Source organism: Streptomyces sp. NPDC001890 (assembly GCF_042891445.1).
Taxonomy (GTDB): Bacteria; Actinomycetota; Actinomycetes; order Streptomycetales; family Streptomycetaceae; genus Streptomyces.
In genome coordinates, this window is sequence record NZ_JBIATE010000034.1 from 1 (window position 1) to 18,336 (window position 18,336).

Sequence of the window (18,336 nt, forward strand, 5' to 3'; positions counted from 1 at the left end):
CGGCACCACCATCAACTGGACAACCCTCTTCACCGACACCAACGCCACCCGCACCCCCCTCCCCACCTACGCCTTCCAACGCACCCACTACTGGCCCGAGTTGTCCGCCGAATCGGTCGGGGCGGGTACGGCCGCCATCGACGCCCGTTTCTGGGAGGCGGTCGAGCACGAGGACCTGGACGCGCTGTCGCAGGCGCTGGGCGGTGCCGACGCCGAGCCGTTGCGGGCGGCCCTGCCGACCCTGTTCAGCTGGCGGCGGCAGCAGCGCGAGCAGTCCGCGCTGGACAACTGGACCTACCGCACCACCTGGAAGCCGGCCGAGTCCGGCAGCGGCGGCGGCACTCCGCTGCTCCCGGGGCGCTGGCTGCTGGCCGTGCCGGAGAGCTTCTCCGTCGACGACAAGCTGGTCGACGCCCTCGCGACCGCGCTCACCGAGCACGGTGCCGACGTCAGCCGGGTCGCGGTGGCCGAGCGTTCGGCGCTCGCCGCCACTCTCGCCGGTCTGGAACCCGAGGGACCCGAGGGAATCGACGGAGTCGTCTCGCTGCTGGCGCTCGCGGAGACCGACGAGGCCGCCGCGGCCACGGAGCCGCTGGGTCTGCTGGGTACGGTCGTGCTCCTCCAGGCCCTGGGCGACGCGGGTGTCCAGGCGCCCCTGTGGTGCCTGACCCGGGGTGCCGTCTCCGTCGGTGCGGCCGATCGGCTCGTCAGTCCGGCGCAGGCGGCCGTCTGGGGCCTGGGCCGGGTCGCCGGGCTCGAACTGCCGCAGCGCTGGGGCGGTCTCGTCGACCTCCCGGCCGAGCTCGACGAGCGGGTCATGGCCCGCCTGTGCGGGATCCTGGCCGCGGGCGACAAGGCGGAGGACCAGCTCGCACTGCGCGAGCAGGGGGTGTTCGTACGACGACTTGTCCGCACCCGCCTGGAGACTGCCGCCACCACCACCGGCGGCTGGCAGCCCACCGGGACCGTGCTCGTCACCGGTGGCACCGGCGCCCTCGGCGGGCACGTCGCCCGCTGGCTGGCCCGTAACGGCGCCGAACACCTCGTACTGACCAGCCGAAGCGGCCTCGAAGCCCCCGGCGCGCCCGAACTCCGCGAGGAACTCACCGCCACCGGCGTACAGGTCACCATCGCGGCCTGTGACGTCGCCGACCGGGACGCCCTGCGTGGCCTGTTCGACGGTCTCGACCTCGCCGGTACGCCGGTCACCGCGGTGCTGCACACCGCCGATGCCGCCGCCGACGGCCTCATCGACGGCCTGACCCCGGACGGGGTCGCGGCGGCACTGCGGGCCAAGGTGACCGGCGCCGTTCACCTGCACGAGCTCACCGAGGACCGTGACCTGGACGCGTTCGTCCTGTTCTCCGCGTTCGCCGGCACCGTCGGCGGCATCGGGCAGGGCGGCTACGCCGCGGCCAACGCCCACCTCGACGCCCTGGCGGTCCACCGCCAGGCACTGGGCCTGGCGGGCACGTCGATCGCGTGGGGCCCCTGGGCCGAGGGCGGCACGGCGCACGGCGACCCCGGGTTCGCCGACCGCATGCGCGGTCGCGGGCTGCCGGTGCTGCCGACCGAGGCGGCCCTGACCGCGCTCGGCCGCGTCGCGGCCGGCGCCGGGGCCCGCGACACGGCGGCCGTGCTGGTCGCGGACGTGGACTGGACCTCCTTCCTGAACGCTTTCCTCGCCGCTCGCCCGGCGGCCTGGCTCGGGGACATCCCGGAGGTACGGAAGTACGCCACGGAGTCCGCCGCCGGAGAGGCGGAGGGCGGCTCCGCCGCCTTCACGGCCTCGCTCGCCGGGCTGTCGGACGCGGAGGCGGCACGGAAGCTGCTGGAACTGGTACGGACCGAGGCGGCCGTGGTGCTGGGCTACGAAACGGCGGAGCCGATCGGCGCCAAACGGCCGTTCCGGGACCTCGGATTCGAGTCGCTCACCGCCGTCAACCTGCGGAACCAGCTGAGCGCGAGGACGGGTCTAAGACTGCCCGTCACCCTGGTTTTCGACCACCCGACGCCCACCGCGCTGGCGGAATTCCTGCGCGGCGAGCTGGGGGGCGCGCAGGAGACGCCGGAAACGGCGGTGCTGTCGGAGCTGGACCGGCTGGAGTCGGGCCTGTCCGTTCTCGACGGCGACGAGGGAGCCCGCCGGCGGGTCACCTCGCGCCTGCGGGCCCTGGTGGCCCGGCTGGACGGGGCGCAGGCACCCGTCGAGGGGGGCGACAGCGTGGTGGACCAGCTGGATGCGGCGAGTGCCGAAGAAGTACTGGCCTTTATCGACAACGAGTTCGGAGAGGTCTGAAAAGCGTGTTCGTCGAGTGTGCGGAATTCTTGGAGGGGTTGGCGGGCCATGGCGGATGACAAGAAGGTCCTTGATTACCTGAAGCGGATGACCGCCGATCTCCACCAGACCCGGCAGCGCGTGCGCGAGCTGGAGGCGGGTGAGCACGAGCCGGTCGCCATCGTTTCGATGAGCTGCCGGTTCCCCGGGGGAGTGGGATCGCCGGAGGATCTGTGGCAGCTGGTGTCCGAGGGGAAGGACGCGATATCCGCGTTCCCCGAGGACCGGGGCTGGGACCTGGAGAAGCTGTACGACGCGGACCCCGACAAGCGCGGTTCGTCGTACGCGAGTTCAGGCGGCTTCCTCGGCGGGGTCGGCGACTTCGACCCGGCGCTGTTCGACATCAGCCCGCGTGAGGCGCTGGCGATGGACCCGCAGCAGCGGCTCCTGCTGGAGAGCACCTGGGAGCTGTTCGAGCGTGCGGGCATGGCCCCGTCCTCGATGCGCGGCCGCCAGGTCGGTGTGTTTGCCGGTGCGTCCGGCGAGGACTACTCCACGATGCTCCAGTTCACCGAGGGCATCGAGGGCTACTACCTCACCGGCACCTCCGGCAGCGTGGTCTCCGGCCGCATCGCCTACACCTTCGGACTCGAAGGCCCGGCCGTCTCGGTCGACACCGCCTGCTCCTCGGCGCTCGTCTCCATCCACCTGGCCGCCCAGTCGCTGCGCCAGCGCGAGTGCACCCTCGCCGTCGCCGGTGGTGTGACGGTGATGTCCGCGCCCGGCATGTTCATCGAGTTCAGCCGCCAGCGCGGACTCGCCTCCGACGGCCGCTGCAAGGCGTTCGCCGATTCCGCCGACGGCACCGGCTGGTCCGAGGGCGTCGGCCTGGTCCTGCTGGAGCGGCTGTCCGACGCCCGCCGCAACGGTCACGAGGTCCTCGCCGTCATCCGCGGCTCCGCCGTCAACCAGGACGGCGCGTCCAACGGCCTGACCGCCCCGAACGGGCCGTCCCAGCAGCGCGTCATCCGCCAGGCCCTGGCCAGCGCCGGGCTGTCCGCCGCACAGGTCGACGCCGTCGAGGCGCACGGCACCGGCACGAAGCTGGGCGACCCGATCGAGGCCCAGGCGCTGATCAACACGTACGGCCAGGACCGCCCGGAGGACCGGCCGCTCTGGCTCGGCTCGCTGAAGTCCAACCTCGGCCACACCCAGGCCGCCGCCGGTGTCGCGGGCATCATCAAGATGGTCATGGCCCTGCGGCACGGGGTCCTGCCGCGCACGCTGCACGTGGACGAGCCCTCCTCGCACGTCGACTGGACCGCGGGCAACGTCGAACTGCTCACCGAGGACCGGGAATGGCCCGGGACGGACGAGCCGCGCCGCTTCGGCGTCTCCTCGTTCGGCATCAGCGGCACCAACGCCCACACCATCATCGAGGAAGCGCCCGCCATCGAGGAGGCGCCGGCCCCGGAGCAGACGCCCACCACCGGGGAAACCACCGCGCCCACCGGCCTCGCCTGGCTGCTCTCCGGCCGCACCGAGGCGGCCGTGGCCGCCCAGGCCGCCCGGCTCCTCGACCGGCTCGCCGCCGACCCCACCGCCGGGGCACTGGACATCGGCTGGTCGACCGCCGTCACCCGCTCCGCCCTCGACCACCGTGTCGCCGTACTCGGCAAGGACCGCGAGGAACTCCTCGCCGGGCTCCGCTCCGTCGCCGACGGCACCGCCGCCCCGGGCGTACTCACCGGCACCGCCCTCGAAAACGGCGGGCTGGCCTTCCTGTTCTCCGGCCAGGGCTCGCAGCGCGCCGCCATGGGCCGCGAACTGTACGCCGCCCAGCCGGTGTTCGCCGACGCCTTCGACGCGGTCTGCGCCGAACTCGACAAGCACCTCGACGAGCCCGTCAAGGACATCGTCTTCGGCGGCTCCGAGCTGCTGGACCAGACCGTGTACACCCAGGCCGGTCTCTTCGCCCTCGAAGTCGCGCTGTTCCGGCTGCTGGAGCACTGGGGCGTCACCCCCGACTACCTGCTCGGCCACTCCATCGGCGAACTGGCCGCCGCACACGTCGCCGGTGTCTGGTCGCTGGAGGACGCCGCCGCACTCGTCGCCGCCCGGGGCCGCCTCATGCAGGCCCTCCCGGCAGGCGGCGCCATGGTCGCCGTCCAGGCGACGGAGGCGGATGTCCTGCCGCTTCTCACCGAAAGCGTCTCCCTCGCCGCTGTCAACGGCCCCGACTCCGTCGTCGTCTCCGGCGACGAGGACGCCGTGCTCGCCGTCGCCGCCCGCTTCGGGAAGACCAAGCGCCTCCGCGTCAGCCACGCCTTCCACTCCCCGCACATGGACGGCATGCTCGACGACTTCGCCAAGGTCGCCGGAACCCTCACGTTCGACGAACCACGGCTGCCGATCGTCTCCAACCTCACCGGCGACGTCGTCCCCGCCGACGAGCTGCGCACCCCGGAGTACTGGGTCCGCCACGTCCGCGAGGCCGTCCGCTTCGCCGACGGGCTGCGCACCCTCGACGGCCTCGGCGTCACCACCTACCTCGAACTCGGCGCCGGCGGCACCCTCACCGCCCTCGGCAACGACACCGTCGAGACCGCCACCGCCGCCTTCGTGCCCGCCCTGCGCAAGGACCGCCCGGAGACCGACGCGCTGACCGGCGCCGTCGCCGAACTCCACGTACGCGGTGCCCACGTCGACTGGGCCGCCTTCTACGCCGGCAGCGGTGCCCGCACCGTCACCCTGCCCACGTACGCCTTCCAGCACGAGCGCTACTGGCCCAAGCTGCCCACCGGCTGGACCGGCGACATCTCCGCCATCGGCCAGCGCTCCGCCGGCCACCCGCTGCTCGGCGCCGCCGTCAGCCTCGCCGACGGCGACGGCATGCTCTTCACCGGCTGCCTGTCCCCGCAGACCCACCCATGGCTCGCCGACCACGTCGTCCTCGGTACGACGCTGCTCCCCGGCACCGCCTTCGTCGAGCTCGCGATCACCGCGGGCGACGAGGTCGGCTGCGGCCAGGTCCGCGAACTCAACCTGGAAGCCCCCCTCGTCCTGCCCGAGCTGGGCGGCGTGGCCCTCCAGGTCTCCGTCGGCCCCGCCGACGCCCAGGGCCTGCGCACCGTGACCATGCACTCCCGCCCGGCCACCGCCGACAGCGACGAGCCGTGGACCCGCCACGCCAGCGGCACCCTCGCCCCGACCGGCCCCGACAAGACGGCCGACGGCGACCTCACCGCCTGGCCGCCGCCCGGCGCCACCGCCCTGCCGCTCGACGGCTTCTACGAGAACCTCTCCGCGCAGAGCTACGACTACGGGCACGCCTTCCAGGGCCTGCACGCCGCCTGGCGCCGGGGCGAGGAACTCTTCGCCGAGGTCCGCCTCCCCGAGGACGTCGCCGCCGAGGCCCGCTCCTTCGGCCTGCACCCGGCCCTGCTCGACATGGCCATGCACCTCAACGCCCTCAACGACTTCGACGGCGGCATGGGCGCGGGCCGCGGCAGGCTCCCGTTCTCCTGGAACGGCGTCACCCTGCACGCCGCCGGTGCCTCCTCGGTACGCGTCCGGCTCGCCCGTACCGCGGGCAGCGACGGCGTCACCGTCCGGCTCGCCGACGAGACCGGCGCACCCGTCGCCACCGTCGGGGAACTCATGTTCCGGCCCGTCTCCGCCGAACAGCTCGGCAACGGCCGGGGCGGCAGCGGCAACCAGTCCCTGTTCCGTGTCGACTGGACCGGGGTGCCCGCCACCGCCGCCCACGACACCGACGACTGGGTGCTGCTCGGCGACAACACCCTCAAGCTCCCCGCCGGCGCCCGCTTCGACAGCCTCGACGCCCTCGGCACGGCCGTCGACGAGGGGATGCCGCTGCCCGGCACCATCGTCGCGCCGCTGCACACCCGCCCCGGCACCCCGCTCGCCACCGGCGCCCACGCCGCCGCGCACCGCGCACTGGAACTCGCCCAGGCACTCCTGGCCGACGAGCGGTTCGAACAGTCCCGGCTGGTCCTCGTGACCCGCGGGGCCGTCGCCGCCACCGCCGACGAGGACCTCGACGACCTCGCCCAGTCCGCCGCCTGGGGCCTGATCCGCTCCGCGCAGAACGAGAACCCGGGCCGCTTCGTCCTTGTCGACCTCGACGGGACCCAGCCCTCGCGCCGGGCGCTGCCCCAGGCCCTCGCCGCCGGGGAACCCCAACTCGCCGTACGCGAGGGCGAGCTGTACGCGCCTCGCCTCGCCCGCGCCCCCCGCGTCGACGGCCCGGACACCCCGCGCCCGCTGCTCGACCCCGAGGGCACCGTACTGATCACCGGCGCCACCGGCGCCATCGGCACCCTTCTCGCCGAGCACCTCGTACGCACCCACGACGCCCGCCACCTGCTGCTGCTCAGCCGCCGCGGTGCCGACGCGCCGGGCGCCGCCGAGCTGACCGCCCGACTTGAGGAGCTGGGCGCCGACGTCACCTTCGCCGCCTGCGACGCCGGCGACCGCGAAAGCCTGGCGCGGGCCCTCGGCACCGTACCGGCCGCGCACCCGCTCACGGCCGTCCTGCACGCCGCCGGCCTGTCCGACGACGGCATCCTCACCGCCCTGACCCCCGAGCGCGTCGACGGCGTCCTCACCCCCAAGGCCGACGCCGCCGTCCACCTGCACGAACTCACCCAGGACCTGAACCTCACGTCCTTCGTGCTGTTCTCCTCCCTCGCCGCCACCTTCGGCGGCCCCGGCCAGGGCAACTACGCCGCCGCCAACCTCTTCCTCGACCAGCTCGCCCAGTGGCGCCGGCAGCGCGGACTGCCCGCCGTCTCCCTCGCCTGGGGCCTGTGGGCCGAACGCAGCGGACTCGCCGCCAACCTCGACGAGTCCCACCTCCAGCGCATCAACAGCTCCGGCGTCACCGCCATCGCCTCCGAGGACGGCCTCGCCCTGTTCGACGCGGCGACCGCCCGCCCCGAAGCGATGGTCATCCCCGCACACATCAACCTGCCGTCGCGGGCCGAGAGCCCCGAGGCGGTGCCGCCGATCCTGCGCGGCCTGATCAGGGCCACCGCCCGCCCGGCCGCCGCCACCGCCGGCACCACCGTGGTCTCCTCGCTCGTCCGGCAGCTCGTCGAACTGCCCGAGCCGGACCGTACGGCCTTCGTCCTGGACGTCGTACGCGACGCCGCGGCCGCCGTACTCGGCTACCGCTCCGCGAACGACATCCAGGCCCAGCGGGCCTTCAGCGACCTCGGCTTCGACTCGCTCACCGCCGTCGAGATGCGCAACCGGCTGAGCCTGGCCACCGAACTGCGCCTGCCCGCCACCCTCGTCTTCGACTACCCGACCCCCGCCGTCCTCGCCGACCACCTGTGCGCCGAACTCCTCGGCAGCCCGGCCGCCGTCGCCGAGTTCGCCGCCGCCACCGCCGGGGACGACGACCCGATCGCCATCATCGGCATGAGCTGCCGCCTGCCCGGCGACGTCCGCTCGCCCGAGGACCTGTGGCAACTGGTCCGCGACGGTGTCGACGCCATGGGCCCCGTACCGTCCGACCGCGGCTGGAGGATCAACGGCCTGCCCGGCGTCGAAACCGGCCCGGACGGCGGCCCCTTCGAGCTGCGCGGCGGCTTCGTCACCGACCCGGCAGGCTTCGACCCGGCCTTCTTCGGCATCTCGCCGCGCGAGGCCACCACCATGGACCCGCAGCAGCGACTGCTCCTGGAAACCTCCTGGGAGGCCTTCGAACGGGCCGGAATCGACCCGGCCACCGTCAAGGGCACCAGCGTCGGCGTCTTCGCCGGCTCCAGCGGTCAGGACTACTCCGCGCTGCTCAACGCCTCCGAGGGCAACGAGGGCTACCTCCTCACCGGCACCACCGCCAGCGTCGTCTCCGGCCGCGTCTCGTACGCCTTCGGCTTCGAAGGCCCCGCTGTCACCGTCGACACCGCCTGCTCCTCCTCCCTCGTCGCCCTGCACCTCGCCACCCAGGCACTGCGCCAGGGCGAATGCTCCATGGCCCTCGCCGGCGGCGTGATGGTGATGGCCACCCCGGCCGCCTTCGCCGGCCTCAGCGGACAGGGCGGCTTCGCCTCCGACGGCCGCTGCAAGGCCTTCTCCGAGACGGCCGACGGCACCGGCTGGTCCGAAGGCGTCGGCGTCCTCCTCGTCGAACGACTGTCCGACGCCCGCCGCAACGGCCACGAGGTCCTCGCCGTCGTCCGCGGCTCCGCCATCAACCAGGACGGCGCCTCCAACGGCATCACCGCCCCCAACGGCCCCTCCCAGCAGCGCGTCATCCGCCAGGCCCTCGCCAACGCCCGCCTGACCACCGCCGACGTCGACGCCGTCGAGGCCCACGGCACCGGCACCAAGCTGGGCGACCCGATCGAGGCCCAGGCCCTGCTGGCCACCTACGGCCAGGACCGCGCCGAAGGCCGCGCGCTGCGCCTTGGCTCCGTCAAGTCGAACATCGGCCACACCCAGGCCGCTGCCGGAGTCTCCGGCATCATCAAGATGGTCATGGCGATCCGGAACGGGATCCTGCCCAAGAGCCTCCACATCGACGAGCCGTCCACGCACGTCGACTGGACCGCCGGCGCCGTCGAGCTCCTCACCACGGAGCAGGACTGGCCGGAGACGGGGCAGCCGCGCCGAGGCGCCGTGTCCTCCTTCGGCGTCTCGGGCACCAACGCCCACATCATCCTGGAGCAGGCGCCCGAGCCCGAGCCCGAGCCGGCCGAGGACGACACCCCCGACCTGGCCGAGGGCCCGCTGCTCAACACCCCCGCCACCCCGTTCGTCCTCTCCGCGAAGAGTGAACAGGCCCTCCGGGCCCAGGCGGAGAGCCTGCTCCAGCACCTCACCGACCACCCCGAGCCCGCCCTCGCGGACATCGCCTGGTCGCTGACCGCCACCCGCGCCCACTTCGACCACCGAGCCGCCCTGGTGACGCGCGACCGCGCCGAACTGCTGCGCGGCCTGGAATCCTTCGCGGCCGACCTGGCCGCACCGGGCACGGTCTCCGCCCGGACCCGGCCGTCGGACCGTCCGGTGTTCGTGTTCCCGGGTCAGGGTGCGCAGTGGTTCGGAATGGCGGTGGGGTTGCTGGAGTCCTCGCCGGTGTTCGCGGCGCGGATGGCGGAGTGCGCGGCGGCGTTGGAGCCGTACGTGGAGTGGTCGTTGCTCGATGTGGTGCGTGGTGTCGGCGGTGCGCCGGGGCTGGACCGGGTGGATGTGGTCCAGCCGGTGCTGTGGGCCGTGATGGTGTCGCTGGCGGAGGTGTGGCGCTCGTTCGGGGTTCGCCCTGCTGCGGTGATCGGTCACTCGCAGGGTGAGATCGCGGCGGCCGCCGTCGCAGGGATTCTGTCCCTTCAGGACGCGGCGAAGGTGGTCGCGCTGCGCAGCCGGGCGATCATTGCGCTGGCGGGCCGTGGTGGCATGGTGTCGGTCGCTCAGCCTGCTGCTTGGGTGCGGGAGAAGATCGCGGCCTGGGACGGGCGGATCTCCATCGCCGCCGTCAACGGCCCTTCGTCCGTGGTGGTTTCGGGTGACCCGGAGGCTCTGGACGAGCTGGTCACCGACTGCCAGTCCAATGACATCCGCGCCCGCGAGATCGAAGTGGACTACGCCTCGCACTCCGCCCACGTGGAGGAGATCGAAGGCGAGCTGGCCGAGCTGCTCGCGGGCATCACCCCGCAGTCCGGCGACACGTCTCTCTACTCCTCCCTCACGGGCGGGCTGCTCGACGGTACGGAGATGGGTGCCGGGTACTGGTACAACAACCTCCGCGAAACCGTGGAGTTCGAACAGGCCAGCCGCACCGCCCTCGCGGACGGTCACACCGTCTTCATCGAGGTCAGCCCGCACCCGGTCCTCACGATCGGCCTCCAGGGCACCATCGAGGACGACGGCAGTGACGCGGCCGCTCTCGGCACGCTGCGCCGGGACGAGGACGAGGCGCAGCGGCTGCTGACCTCGCTCTCCGAGGCGCACTGCCACGGTGTCGACGTCGACTGGACGACCGTCTTCGGGACCGGCGCCACCCGCGTCGCCCTCCCCACCTACGCCTTCCAGCACGAGCGGTACTGGCTGCCCATGCCGGGCGACGGCGCCGGGGACCTGGCCTCCGTCGGTCTCGGCGTCACCGAGCACCCCATGCTCGGCGCCGCCGTTCCGCTCGCCGACTCCGACGGGTACGTGTTCACGGGCCGCTTCTCCACCGGGAGCCACCCGTGGATGGCCGAGCACGTCGTGATGGGCACCGTCATCGTGCCGGGCACCGGATTCGTCGAGATGGCGACCCACGCCGCCCACCGGACCGGGTGCGACACCGTCGAGGAACTCACCATCGAGGCACCGCTGGTGCTGCCCGAGGGCGGCGCCCGTCAGCTCCAGGTCACCGTCGGTGCCCCGGACGAGACCGGCCGCCGCACCCTCACCGTCCACTCCCGGCCCGCCGAAGCGGCCGCCGACACCGGATTCGAGACGCCCTGGCTCCGGCACGCCACCGGTGTACTGGCCACTGCCGAGGCCGGTGCCGCACCCGCGTACGACTTCGCTGCCTGGCCGCCCGCCGGTGCCACCGAACTGCCGATGGAGGGCTTCTACGAGCAGGCGCTCCTGACCGGCTTCGACTACGGCCCGATGTTCCAGGGCATCGTCCGCGCCTGGCAGCTCGGCGAGGACATCTACGCCGATCTCGCGCTCCCGCAGGACGGCCGTGCCGAGGCCGCCGACTACGGTCTGCACCCCGGTCTCCTCGACGCCGCCCTCCAGTCCATGGGTGTCGGCGACTTCAAGCCCGGCACCGGCCAGGGGGAGGACGCGGGCAAGCCGCGACTGCCCTTCGCGTGGCGCGGGGTGACCGTGCACGCCACCGGCGCCTCGGTGCTGAGGGCCCGGCTGCTGCCCGTCGGCGCCAACGGCATCGGCTTCCAGATCGCCGACGCCACCGGCGCCCCGGTCATCACCATCGGCGAGCTCGCCATGCGGCCCGTCGAGCCCGAGCAGCTCAAGGCCGCGAGCCAGGACAGCGGCAACGACGCCCTGTTCACCCTCGACTGGACCCCCGTACCGGCCACCGTGCCCGCACCGGCCGGCACCTGGGCCTTCCTCGGCGCCGACCCGGCACCGTTCACCGTCGCGGGCAGCCGCCCCGGCGAGTACGCCGACCTGGCCGCGCTCGCCGACGCCGTGGACGCCGGAACCCAGGTGCCGGACTTCGTGGTCGCCGACATCCGCTCCACCGCCGGCATCCGCTCCACCGCCGGCGCGCGCTCCGCCGCCGTCCCGCTCGCCGAGGCCGCACACGCCACCGGCCTCGCCGCCCTCGAACTGCTCCAGCAGTGGATCGGCGACGAGCGCTTCGCGGACACCCGGCTCGTCCTCACCACCACCGGGGCCCTGGCCGCGGTGCCCGGCGAGGACGTCACCGACCTGGCCGCCGCCCCCGTGTGGGGTCTGGTCAGGTCCGCCCAGTCCGAGCACCCGGACCGCTTCACCCTCGTCGACACCGACGGCGATGACGCCTCCTGGACCGCGCTGCCCGACGCACTGTCCCTCGCCGAGACCCAACTCGCCCTGCGCGACGGCAAGGTGCTCGCCCCGCGCCTGGACCGGGCCCCGGCCCCCGACGAGGACGCCGACCTCGCTCTCGACCCCGAGGGCATCGTGCTGATCACCGGCGGCAACGGAGTCCTCGGCGGCCACATCGCCCGCCACCTGGCGGCCGAGAAGGGCGTACGACGGCTCCTGCTGCTCAGCCGGCGCGGCGGCGACGCCCCCGGTGCCGCCGAACTCGTGGCGGAGCTGGCCGACCTGGGCGCCGAGGCGACGGCCGTGGCCTGCGACGTCGCGGACCGCGACGCGCTCGCCCAGGTACTCGACTCGATCCCCGCCGCACACCCGCTGACCGCGGTCGTCCACACGGCGGGCACCCTCGACGACGGTGTCATCACCTCCCTCACCCCCGAGCGGCTGGCCGCCGTACAGCGGCCCAAGATCGACGCGGCCGTCCACCTCCACGAGCTCACCGAGGACCGGGACCTCGCCGCGTTCGTGCTCTTCTCCTCCGCCGCCGGAACCCTCGGCAGCTCCGGACAGGGCAACTACGCGGCGGGCAACGCCTTCCTCGACGCGCTCGCCCAGCACCGCCGCGCCCACGGCCTGCCCGCCACCGCGCTCGCCTGGGGCTTCTGGGCCCAGGCCAGCAGCATGACCGGGCACCTCGGCGACGCCGACGTACGCCGTATGAGCGGCGCCGGTGTCACCGGCCTCAGCAACGAGCAGGGCCTCGACCTCTTCGACCGGGCCACCGCGCAGGCCGGCGCGCTGGTCCTGCCCATCCGGCTGGACTTCGCGGCCCTGCGGGCCCGCGCCGCCTCCGGCGGTCTCCCGCCGATCATGCGCAAGCTCGTCCGGGCCCAGGTCAAGCGGGCGGGCGACACGGGCGGCGCCCCCGTCGTCCCGCTCGCGCAGCGGCTGGCGGGCCTCTCCGAGGAGGAGCGCGACCGGGTCGTCCTCGACCTGATCCGCACCCACGCCGCCGCCGTGCTCGGCCACGCCACTCCGGACGCCATCGACCCGCAGGGGGCGTTCAAGAAGCTCGGCTTCGACTCCCTCATCGCCATCGACCTGCGCAACCGGCTCAACACCGTGACCGGGCTGCGGCTGCCCGCCACGCTCGTCTTCGACTACCCGACCCCCGTGGAACTCGCCGCCTACGTGCGCGGCGAGGTCGTCCCCGACGCCGCCGGCAACGCCGCCACCCCCGTCCTCGCCGAGGTCGACCGGCTCGCGGCAGTGCTGGCGGGCATCGGCGACGAGGACGCCCGTACCCAGATCACCGACCGGCTCAAGGGCCTGCTCGCCCAGTGGGCCCCCGCGCACACCACCGCGGGTGAGGACACCGCGGGCGGTCTCGACGAGGCCAGCGACGACGAGATCTTCGACCTCCTCGGCCGGGAGTTCGGCATCTCATGACCAGCCGCAGCCGCAGCCGCAGCCTCCGCCTCCGTCGCAGCTGCAGTTGCAGCCTCCGCCGACACCGCCGGACCTCACCGACCCAGATCCGCTTCGAGGAGCGACCCCACCATGACTGACGAATCGAAGACCGACGAGCAGAAGCTCCGCTACTTCCTCAAGCGGGTTACGGCGGACCTCCAGGAGACCCGCGGCAAGCTCCAGGCCGCCGAGGCCAAGGAGCACGAGCCCATCGCCATCACGGCCATGAGCTGCCGCTTCCCGGGCAACGTCCGTTCCCCCGAGGACCTGTGGCAGGTCGTCCACTCGGGCACCGACGCCCTGTCCGCCTTCCCCGAGGACCGTGGCTGGGACTTCGAGGGCCTCTTCTTCAAGGACCCCAACGAGCCCGACCAGTCGTATTCGCTCGAAGGCGGATTCGTCTACGACGTCCCCAAGTTCGACGCCGAGTTCTTCGGGATCTCGCCCCGTGAGGCCCTCGCGATGGACCCGCAGCAGCGCATCGTCCTGGAGACCGCCTGGGAGGTCGTCGAGCGGGCCGGGATCGACATGGCGTCGCTCCGCTCCACCAAGACCGGTGTGTTCATCGGGACCAGCTTCCAGGGCTACGGTGCCTCCATCGAGAACCCGCCGGAGGGCACCGAGCTCTACCTGGGCATCGGCACCACCATCAGCGTGGCCTCGGGCCGGGTCGCGTACACCTTCGGCCTCAACGGCCCCGCCGTCACCGTCGACACCGCCTGCTCGTCCTCGCTGGTCGCCCTGCACATGGCCGCCCAGTCGCTGCGGAAGAACGAGTGCTCCATGGCTCTCGTCGGCGGTGTGACGATCATGGCCAACGCCGGGGCGTTCACCGAGTTCAGCCGTCAGCGCGGCCTGTCCACCAGCGGCCGCTGCAAGGCGTTCTCCGCCGAGGCCGACGGCACCGGCTGGGGCGAGGGCATCGGCATGTTCCTCGTCGAGCGGCTCTCCGACGCCCAGGCCGCCGGACGCCAGGTGCTGGCCGTCATCCGGGGCTCCGGCATCAACCAGGACGGCGCCTCCAACGGCCTCACCGCCCCCAACGGCCCCGCCCAGGCCCGCGTCATCCGCGCCGCCCTCGACGACGCGGGCCTCTCGCCCGCCCAGATCGACCTCGTCGAGGCACACGGCACGGGCACGACACTGGGCGACCCGATCGAGGCCCAGGCGCTGCTCGCCGCGTACGGCAAGAGCCGCCCCGAGGGCCGGCCCCTGATGCTCGGCTCGGTGAAGTCGAACATCGGCCACACCCAGGCCGCCGCGGGCGCCGCCGGTCTGATCAAGACCGTCATGGCGATGCGCCACGGCGTGCTGCCGCCCACGCTCCACATCGACACGCCCTCGGAGCACGTCGACTGGAACGCGGGCGAGCTCGCCCTGGTCTCCGAGCCCACTCCGTGGCCCGAGACCGGTGCCCCGCGCCGCGCCGGTGTCTCCTCGTTCGGCGTCAGCGGCACCAACTCCCACGTCATCATCGAGCAGGCCCCACTGGCCCCCGAGCAGGCGGCCGACCCGGTCCGGACGCCGCCCACCCGCCTCCCCGCCGTCCCCTGGATCCTGTCCGCCAAGTCCCGCGCGGCACTGCGCGACCAGGCGGCGAACCTGCTGGCGCAGATCCGCGAGGACGCGGACACGGAGACGTACACCACGGACATCGGCTACTCCCTCGCCCTGACCCGCTCCCGCTTCGAGCACCGCGCCGCGATCGTGGCCGGTACGCGGGAGGAGTTCGTCAACGCGCTGGAGACCGTCGCCGCGGGCGAACCCGGCTCCGACGTGGCCACCGGATCCGCCGCACGCGCCACAAAGCCGGTGTTCGTGTTCCCGGGCCAGGGTGCCCAGTGGGCGGGCATGGCAGTGGGGCTGCTGGAGACCTCGCCGGTGTTCGCGGCGCGGATGGCGGAGTGCGCCGCCGCGCTGGAGCCGCACGTCGACTGGTCGCTGATCGACGTCGTGCGCGGCACCTCGGGCGCGCCCGGCTTCGACCGGGTGGATGTGGTCCAGCCGGTGCTGTGGGCCGTGATGGTGTCGCTGGCGGAGGTGTGGCGTTCGTACGGTGTCGAGCCGGCCGCCGTGATCGGTCACTCGCAGGGTGAGATCGCCGCTGCGGCCGTGGCCGGAATCCTGTCGCTGGGCGATGCGGCGAAGGTGGTGGCGCTGCGCAGCCGGGCGATCATCGCGCTCGCGGGTCGTGGCGGCATGGTCTCCGTCGCCCAGCCTGCCGCCCGGGTGCGGGAGAAGATCACTGCCTGGGACGGGCGGATCTCCATCGCCGCCGTCAACGGCCCCTCCTCCGTCGTAGTCTCCGGCGACCCCGAGGCCCTGGACGAGCTGCTGGCCGACTGCCGCACCGACAAGATCCGCGCCCGCAAGGTGGACGTGGACTACGCCTCGCACTCCGCCCACGTCGAGGAGATCGAGGCCGAGCTCGCGAAGCTCCTGGCGGGCATCGCGCCGGGCGCGGGCGATGTGGCCCTGTACTCGTCCCTCACGGGCGCCCTCCTCGACGGTACGGAGATGGGCTCGGGCTACTGGTACAACAACCTCCGCGAGACCGTCGAGTTCGAACAGGCCACCCGCGCCGCCCTGGCCGACGGACACTCCGTCTTCATCGAGGTCAGCCCCCACTCCGTCCTCGCGATCGGGCTCCAGGGCACCATCGACGACGCGGACGCCGAAGCGGCGACCCTCGGCACGCTCCGCCGCGACGAGGGCGGGCTCGACCGGTTCCTGACCTCGCTCGCCGAGGCCCACGTCCACGGCGCGTCCGTCGACTGGGAGGCGGTCTTCGCGAACACCGGCGCCCGCCGCGTGGCTCTGCCCACCTACGCCTTCCAGGGCACCCGCTACTGGATCGCCGACGAGATCGCCCCGCTGCTCGCGGCAGCCGCCACGAACGAGGCCGACGCCACCGACAGCGCCTTCTGGGAAGCCGTCGAACGGGCCGACCTCCAGGGCCTCGCCGAGACGCTCCGGGTGGACGGCGACGACGCCGAGCAGACCCTCGGCACGATGGTTCCGCTGCTGTCCTCCTGGCGGAAGCGGCTGCGCGACAAGTCCGCCACGGACGACTGGCGCTACGAGGTCTCCTGGCGCGTCCACTCCCAGCCCTCGGCCGGCCGCCTCGCCGGCACCTGGCTGGTCCCCCTGCCCGCGAGCCTCGCCGACGACCCGTACACCGCCGACGTCCTGAACGCCCTCACGGCCCAGGGCGCCGAACCGGTCGTCCTCACCGTCGACGAGACCGCGACCACCGACCCCGAGCTGCTGGCCGACCGCATCGAAGCGACGCTCGCGCCGGAACACCTCTCGCCCCCCACCGGCGTCCTGTCCCTGCTGGCCCTCGACGGCACCCCGCACCCCGACGGCCCCGCCGTCCCGCGCGGCTACGCCGCCTCCGTCACCCTGCTCCAGGCACTGGGCCGGGCCGGGGTACGCGCCCCGCTGTGGACCGCCACCCGAGGCGCCGTCTCCGTCAACATCGCCGACCCGCTCGACGCCCCGTACCAGGCCGCCGTCTGGGGGCTCGGCCGTGTCGCCGCACTCGAACACCCCGACCGCTGGGGCGGCCTGATCGACCTGCCGGCCACCTTCGACGAGCGCACCACCGCGCTCTTCGCCGGGGCCCTGGGCGACTCGGGCCCGGAGGACCAGCTCGCCGTCCGCCCGGCCGGCACCTTCGTCCGCCGGCTGCGCCGCCTCCCCCTCAAGGCGGCCACCGGCGACAGCTCCTGGCGCACCCAGGGCACCGTCCTGATCACTGGAGGCACCGGCGCCCTCGGCGGCCAGGTCGCCCGCTGGCTGGCCGGCAGCGGCGCCGAGCACCTGCTGCTCGTCAGCCGCCGCGGCACCGACGCCCCCGGCGCCGACGCCCTGTACGCCGAACTCACCGGCCTCGGCGCCCAGGTGACCATCGCCGCCTGCGACACCGGCGACCGCGACGCCCTGGCCGCCCTGCTCGGCTCCCTGCCCGCACACCAGCCGCTCACCGCGGTCGTGCACACCGCAGCGGTCCTCGACGACAGCGTCATCGACTCGCTGAGCCTGGACCAGATCGACCGGGCCCTGCACGCCAAGGCCCGCGCGGCGTTCAACCTCCACGAGCTGACCAGGGACCTGGACCTCAAGGCGTTCGTCCTGTTCTCCTCCTTCGGCGGCACCGTCGGAACCCCCGGCCAGGGCAACTACGCCCCCGGCAACGCCGTACTCGACGCACTCGCCCTGCACCGGCGCGGCCAGGGGCTGCCCGCCACCTCCGTCGCCTGGGGCGCCTGGGGCGGCGGCGGCATGGCCGAGGGCGACTTCGGCGACATGCTCAACCGCCACGGCCTGCGCGAGATGCAGCCCGACCTCGCCACCGGCGCCCTCCAGCAGGCGGTGGAGCAGAACGAGAGCAGCCTGCTCATCGCCGACATCGACTGGGAACGCTTCTACACCGCGTTCACCGCGATCCGCAGCAGCCCCCTGCTGGAGGACGTCCCCGAGGTCCGGGACATCGCCCGCGCCATGGCCGAGGCGGGCAGCGGCGCCGAGCCCTCCGAACTCGTCCAGCGCCTGGCCGGCCTGACCGAGCAGGAGCAGGAGAACGCCCTCGTCGAGCTGATCCGCGAATGCGTGTCCGCGGTCCTCGGCTTCTCCGGCAATGAGGCCGTACCGGTCAAGAAGGCGTTCCGCGAGATGGGATTCGACTCCGTCACCGCCGTGGAACTGCGCAACAGGCTGTCCCTGCGCACCGGTCTGAAACTGCCGGTCACCACGGCATTCGACTACCCCACGTCCAAGACTCTGGCCGCGTTCATGCGCGAACAGCTACTCCAGGACGGTGAGGCCGCGGCGACCGCCGCCCTTGAGGAACTCGACCGGATCGAGGCCGCGATGGCGACAGTCGGTGCCGACAACGTCGGTCGTACCCGTGTCCTCCTGCGGATGCAGGCGCTCGTCGCCAGCTGGCAGGAGGAACCGCGCGGGGATGTGCCGGCCTCGGCAGCGGCGGAGATCGACTCCGCCTCGGACGACGAGATGTTCCAGCTGCTCGGCAAGAAGTTCGGCATTTCGTAACCGCTGCC

The 18,336-nt window shown here is 73.3% G+C and carries 2 protein-coding genes and 1 pseudogene; all 3 read left to right on the forward strand.

Annotated elements, in window-relative coordinates; translation table 11 throughout:
* Nucleotides 1-2,299 (forward strand): SDR family NAD(P)-dependent oxidoreductase (locus tag ACFYY1_RS38470; RefSeq protein WP_388594170.1); only part of this gene is annotated, 2,299 nt, incomplete at its 5' end.
* A gap of 48 nt (nt 2,300-2,347) precedes the next feature.
* Nucleotides 2,348-13,249 (forward strand): SDR family NAD(P)-dependent oxidoreductase, encoded by a 10,902-nt coding sequence (locus ACFYY1_RS38475; protein ID WP_388594171.1) that lies wholly within the window; start codon nt 2,348-2,350, stop codon nt 13,247-13,249.
* Between the two features lie 135 nt (nt 13,250-13,384).
* Nucleotides 13,385-18,328 (forward strand): annotated as a pseudogene (locus ACFYY1_RS38480) (type I polyketide synthase); the annotation flags it as partial.
* Between the last annotated feature and the right edge of the window lie 8 nt (nt 18,329-18,336).

What these genes read in the sequence shown, in the direction of transcription:
- ACFYY1_RS38475 (WP_388594171.1), top strand. Translation starts at nt 2,348, where the DNA reads ATGGCGGATGACAAGAAGGTCCTTGATTACCTGAAGCGGATGACCGCC.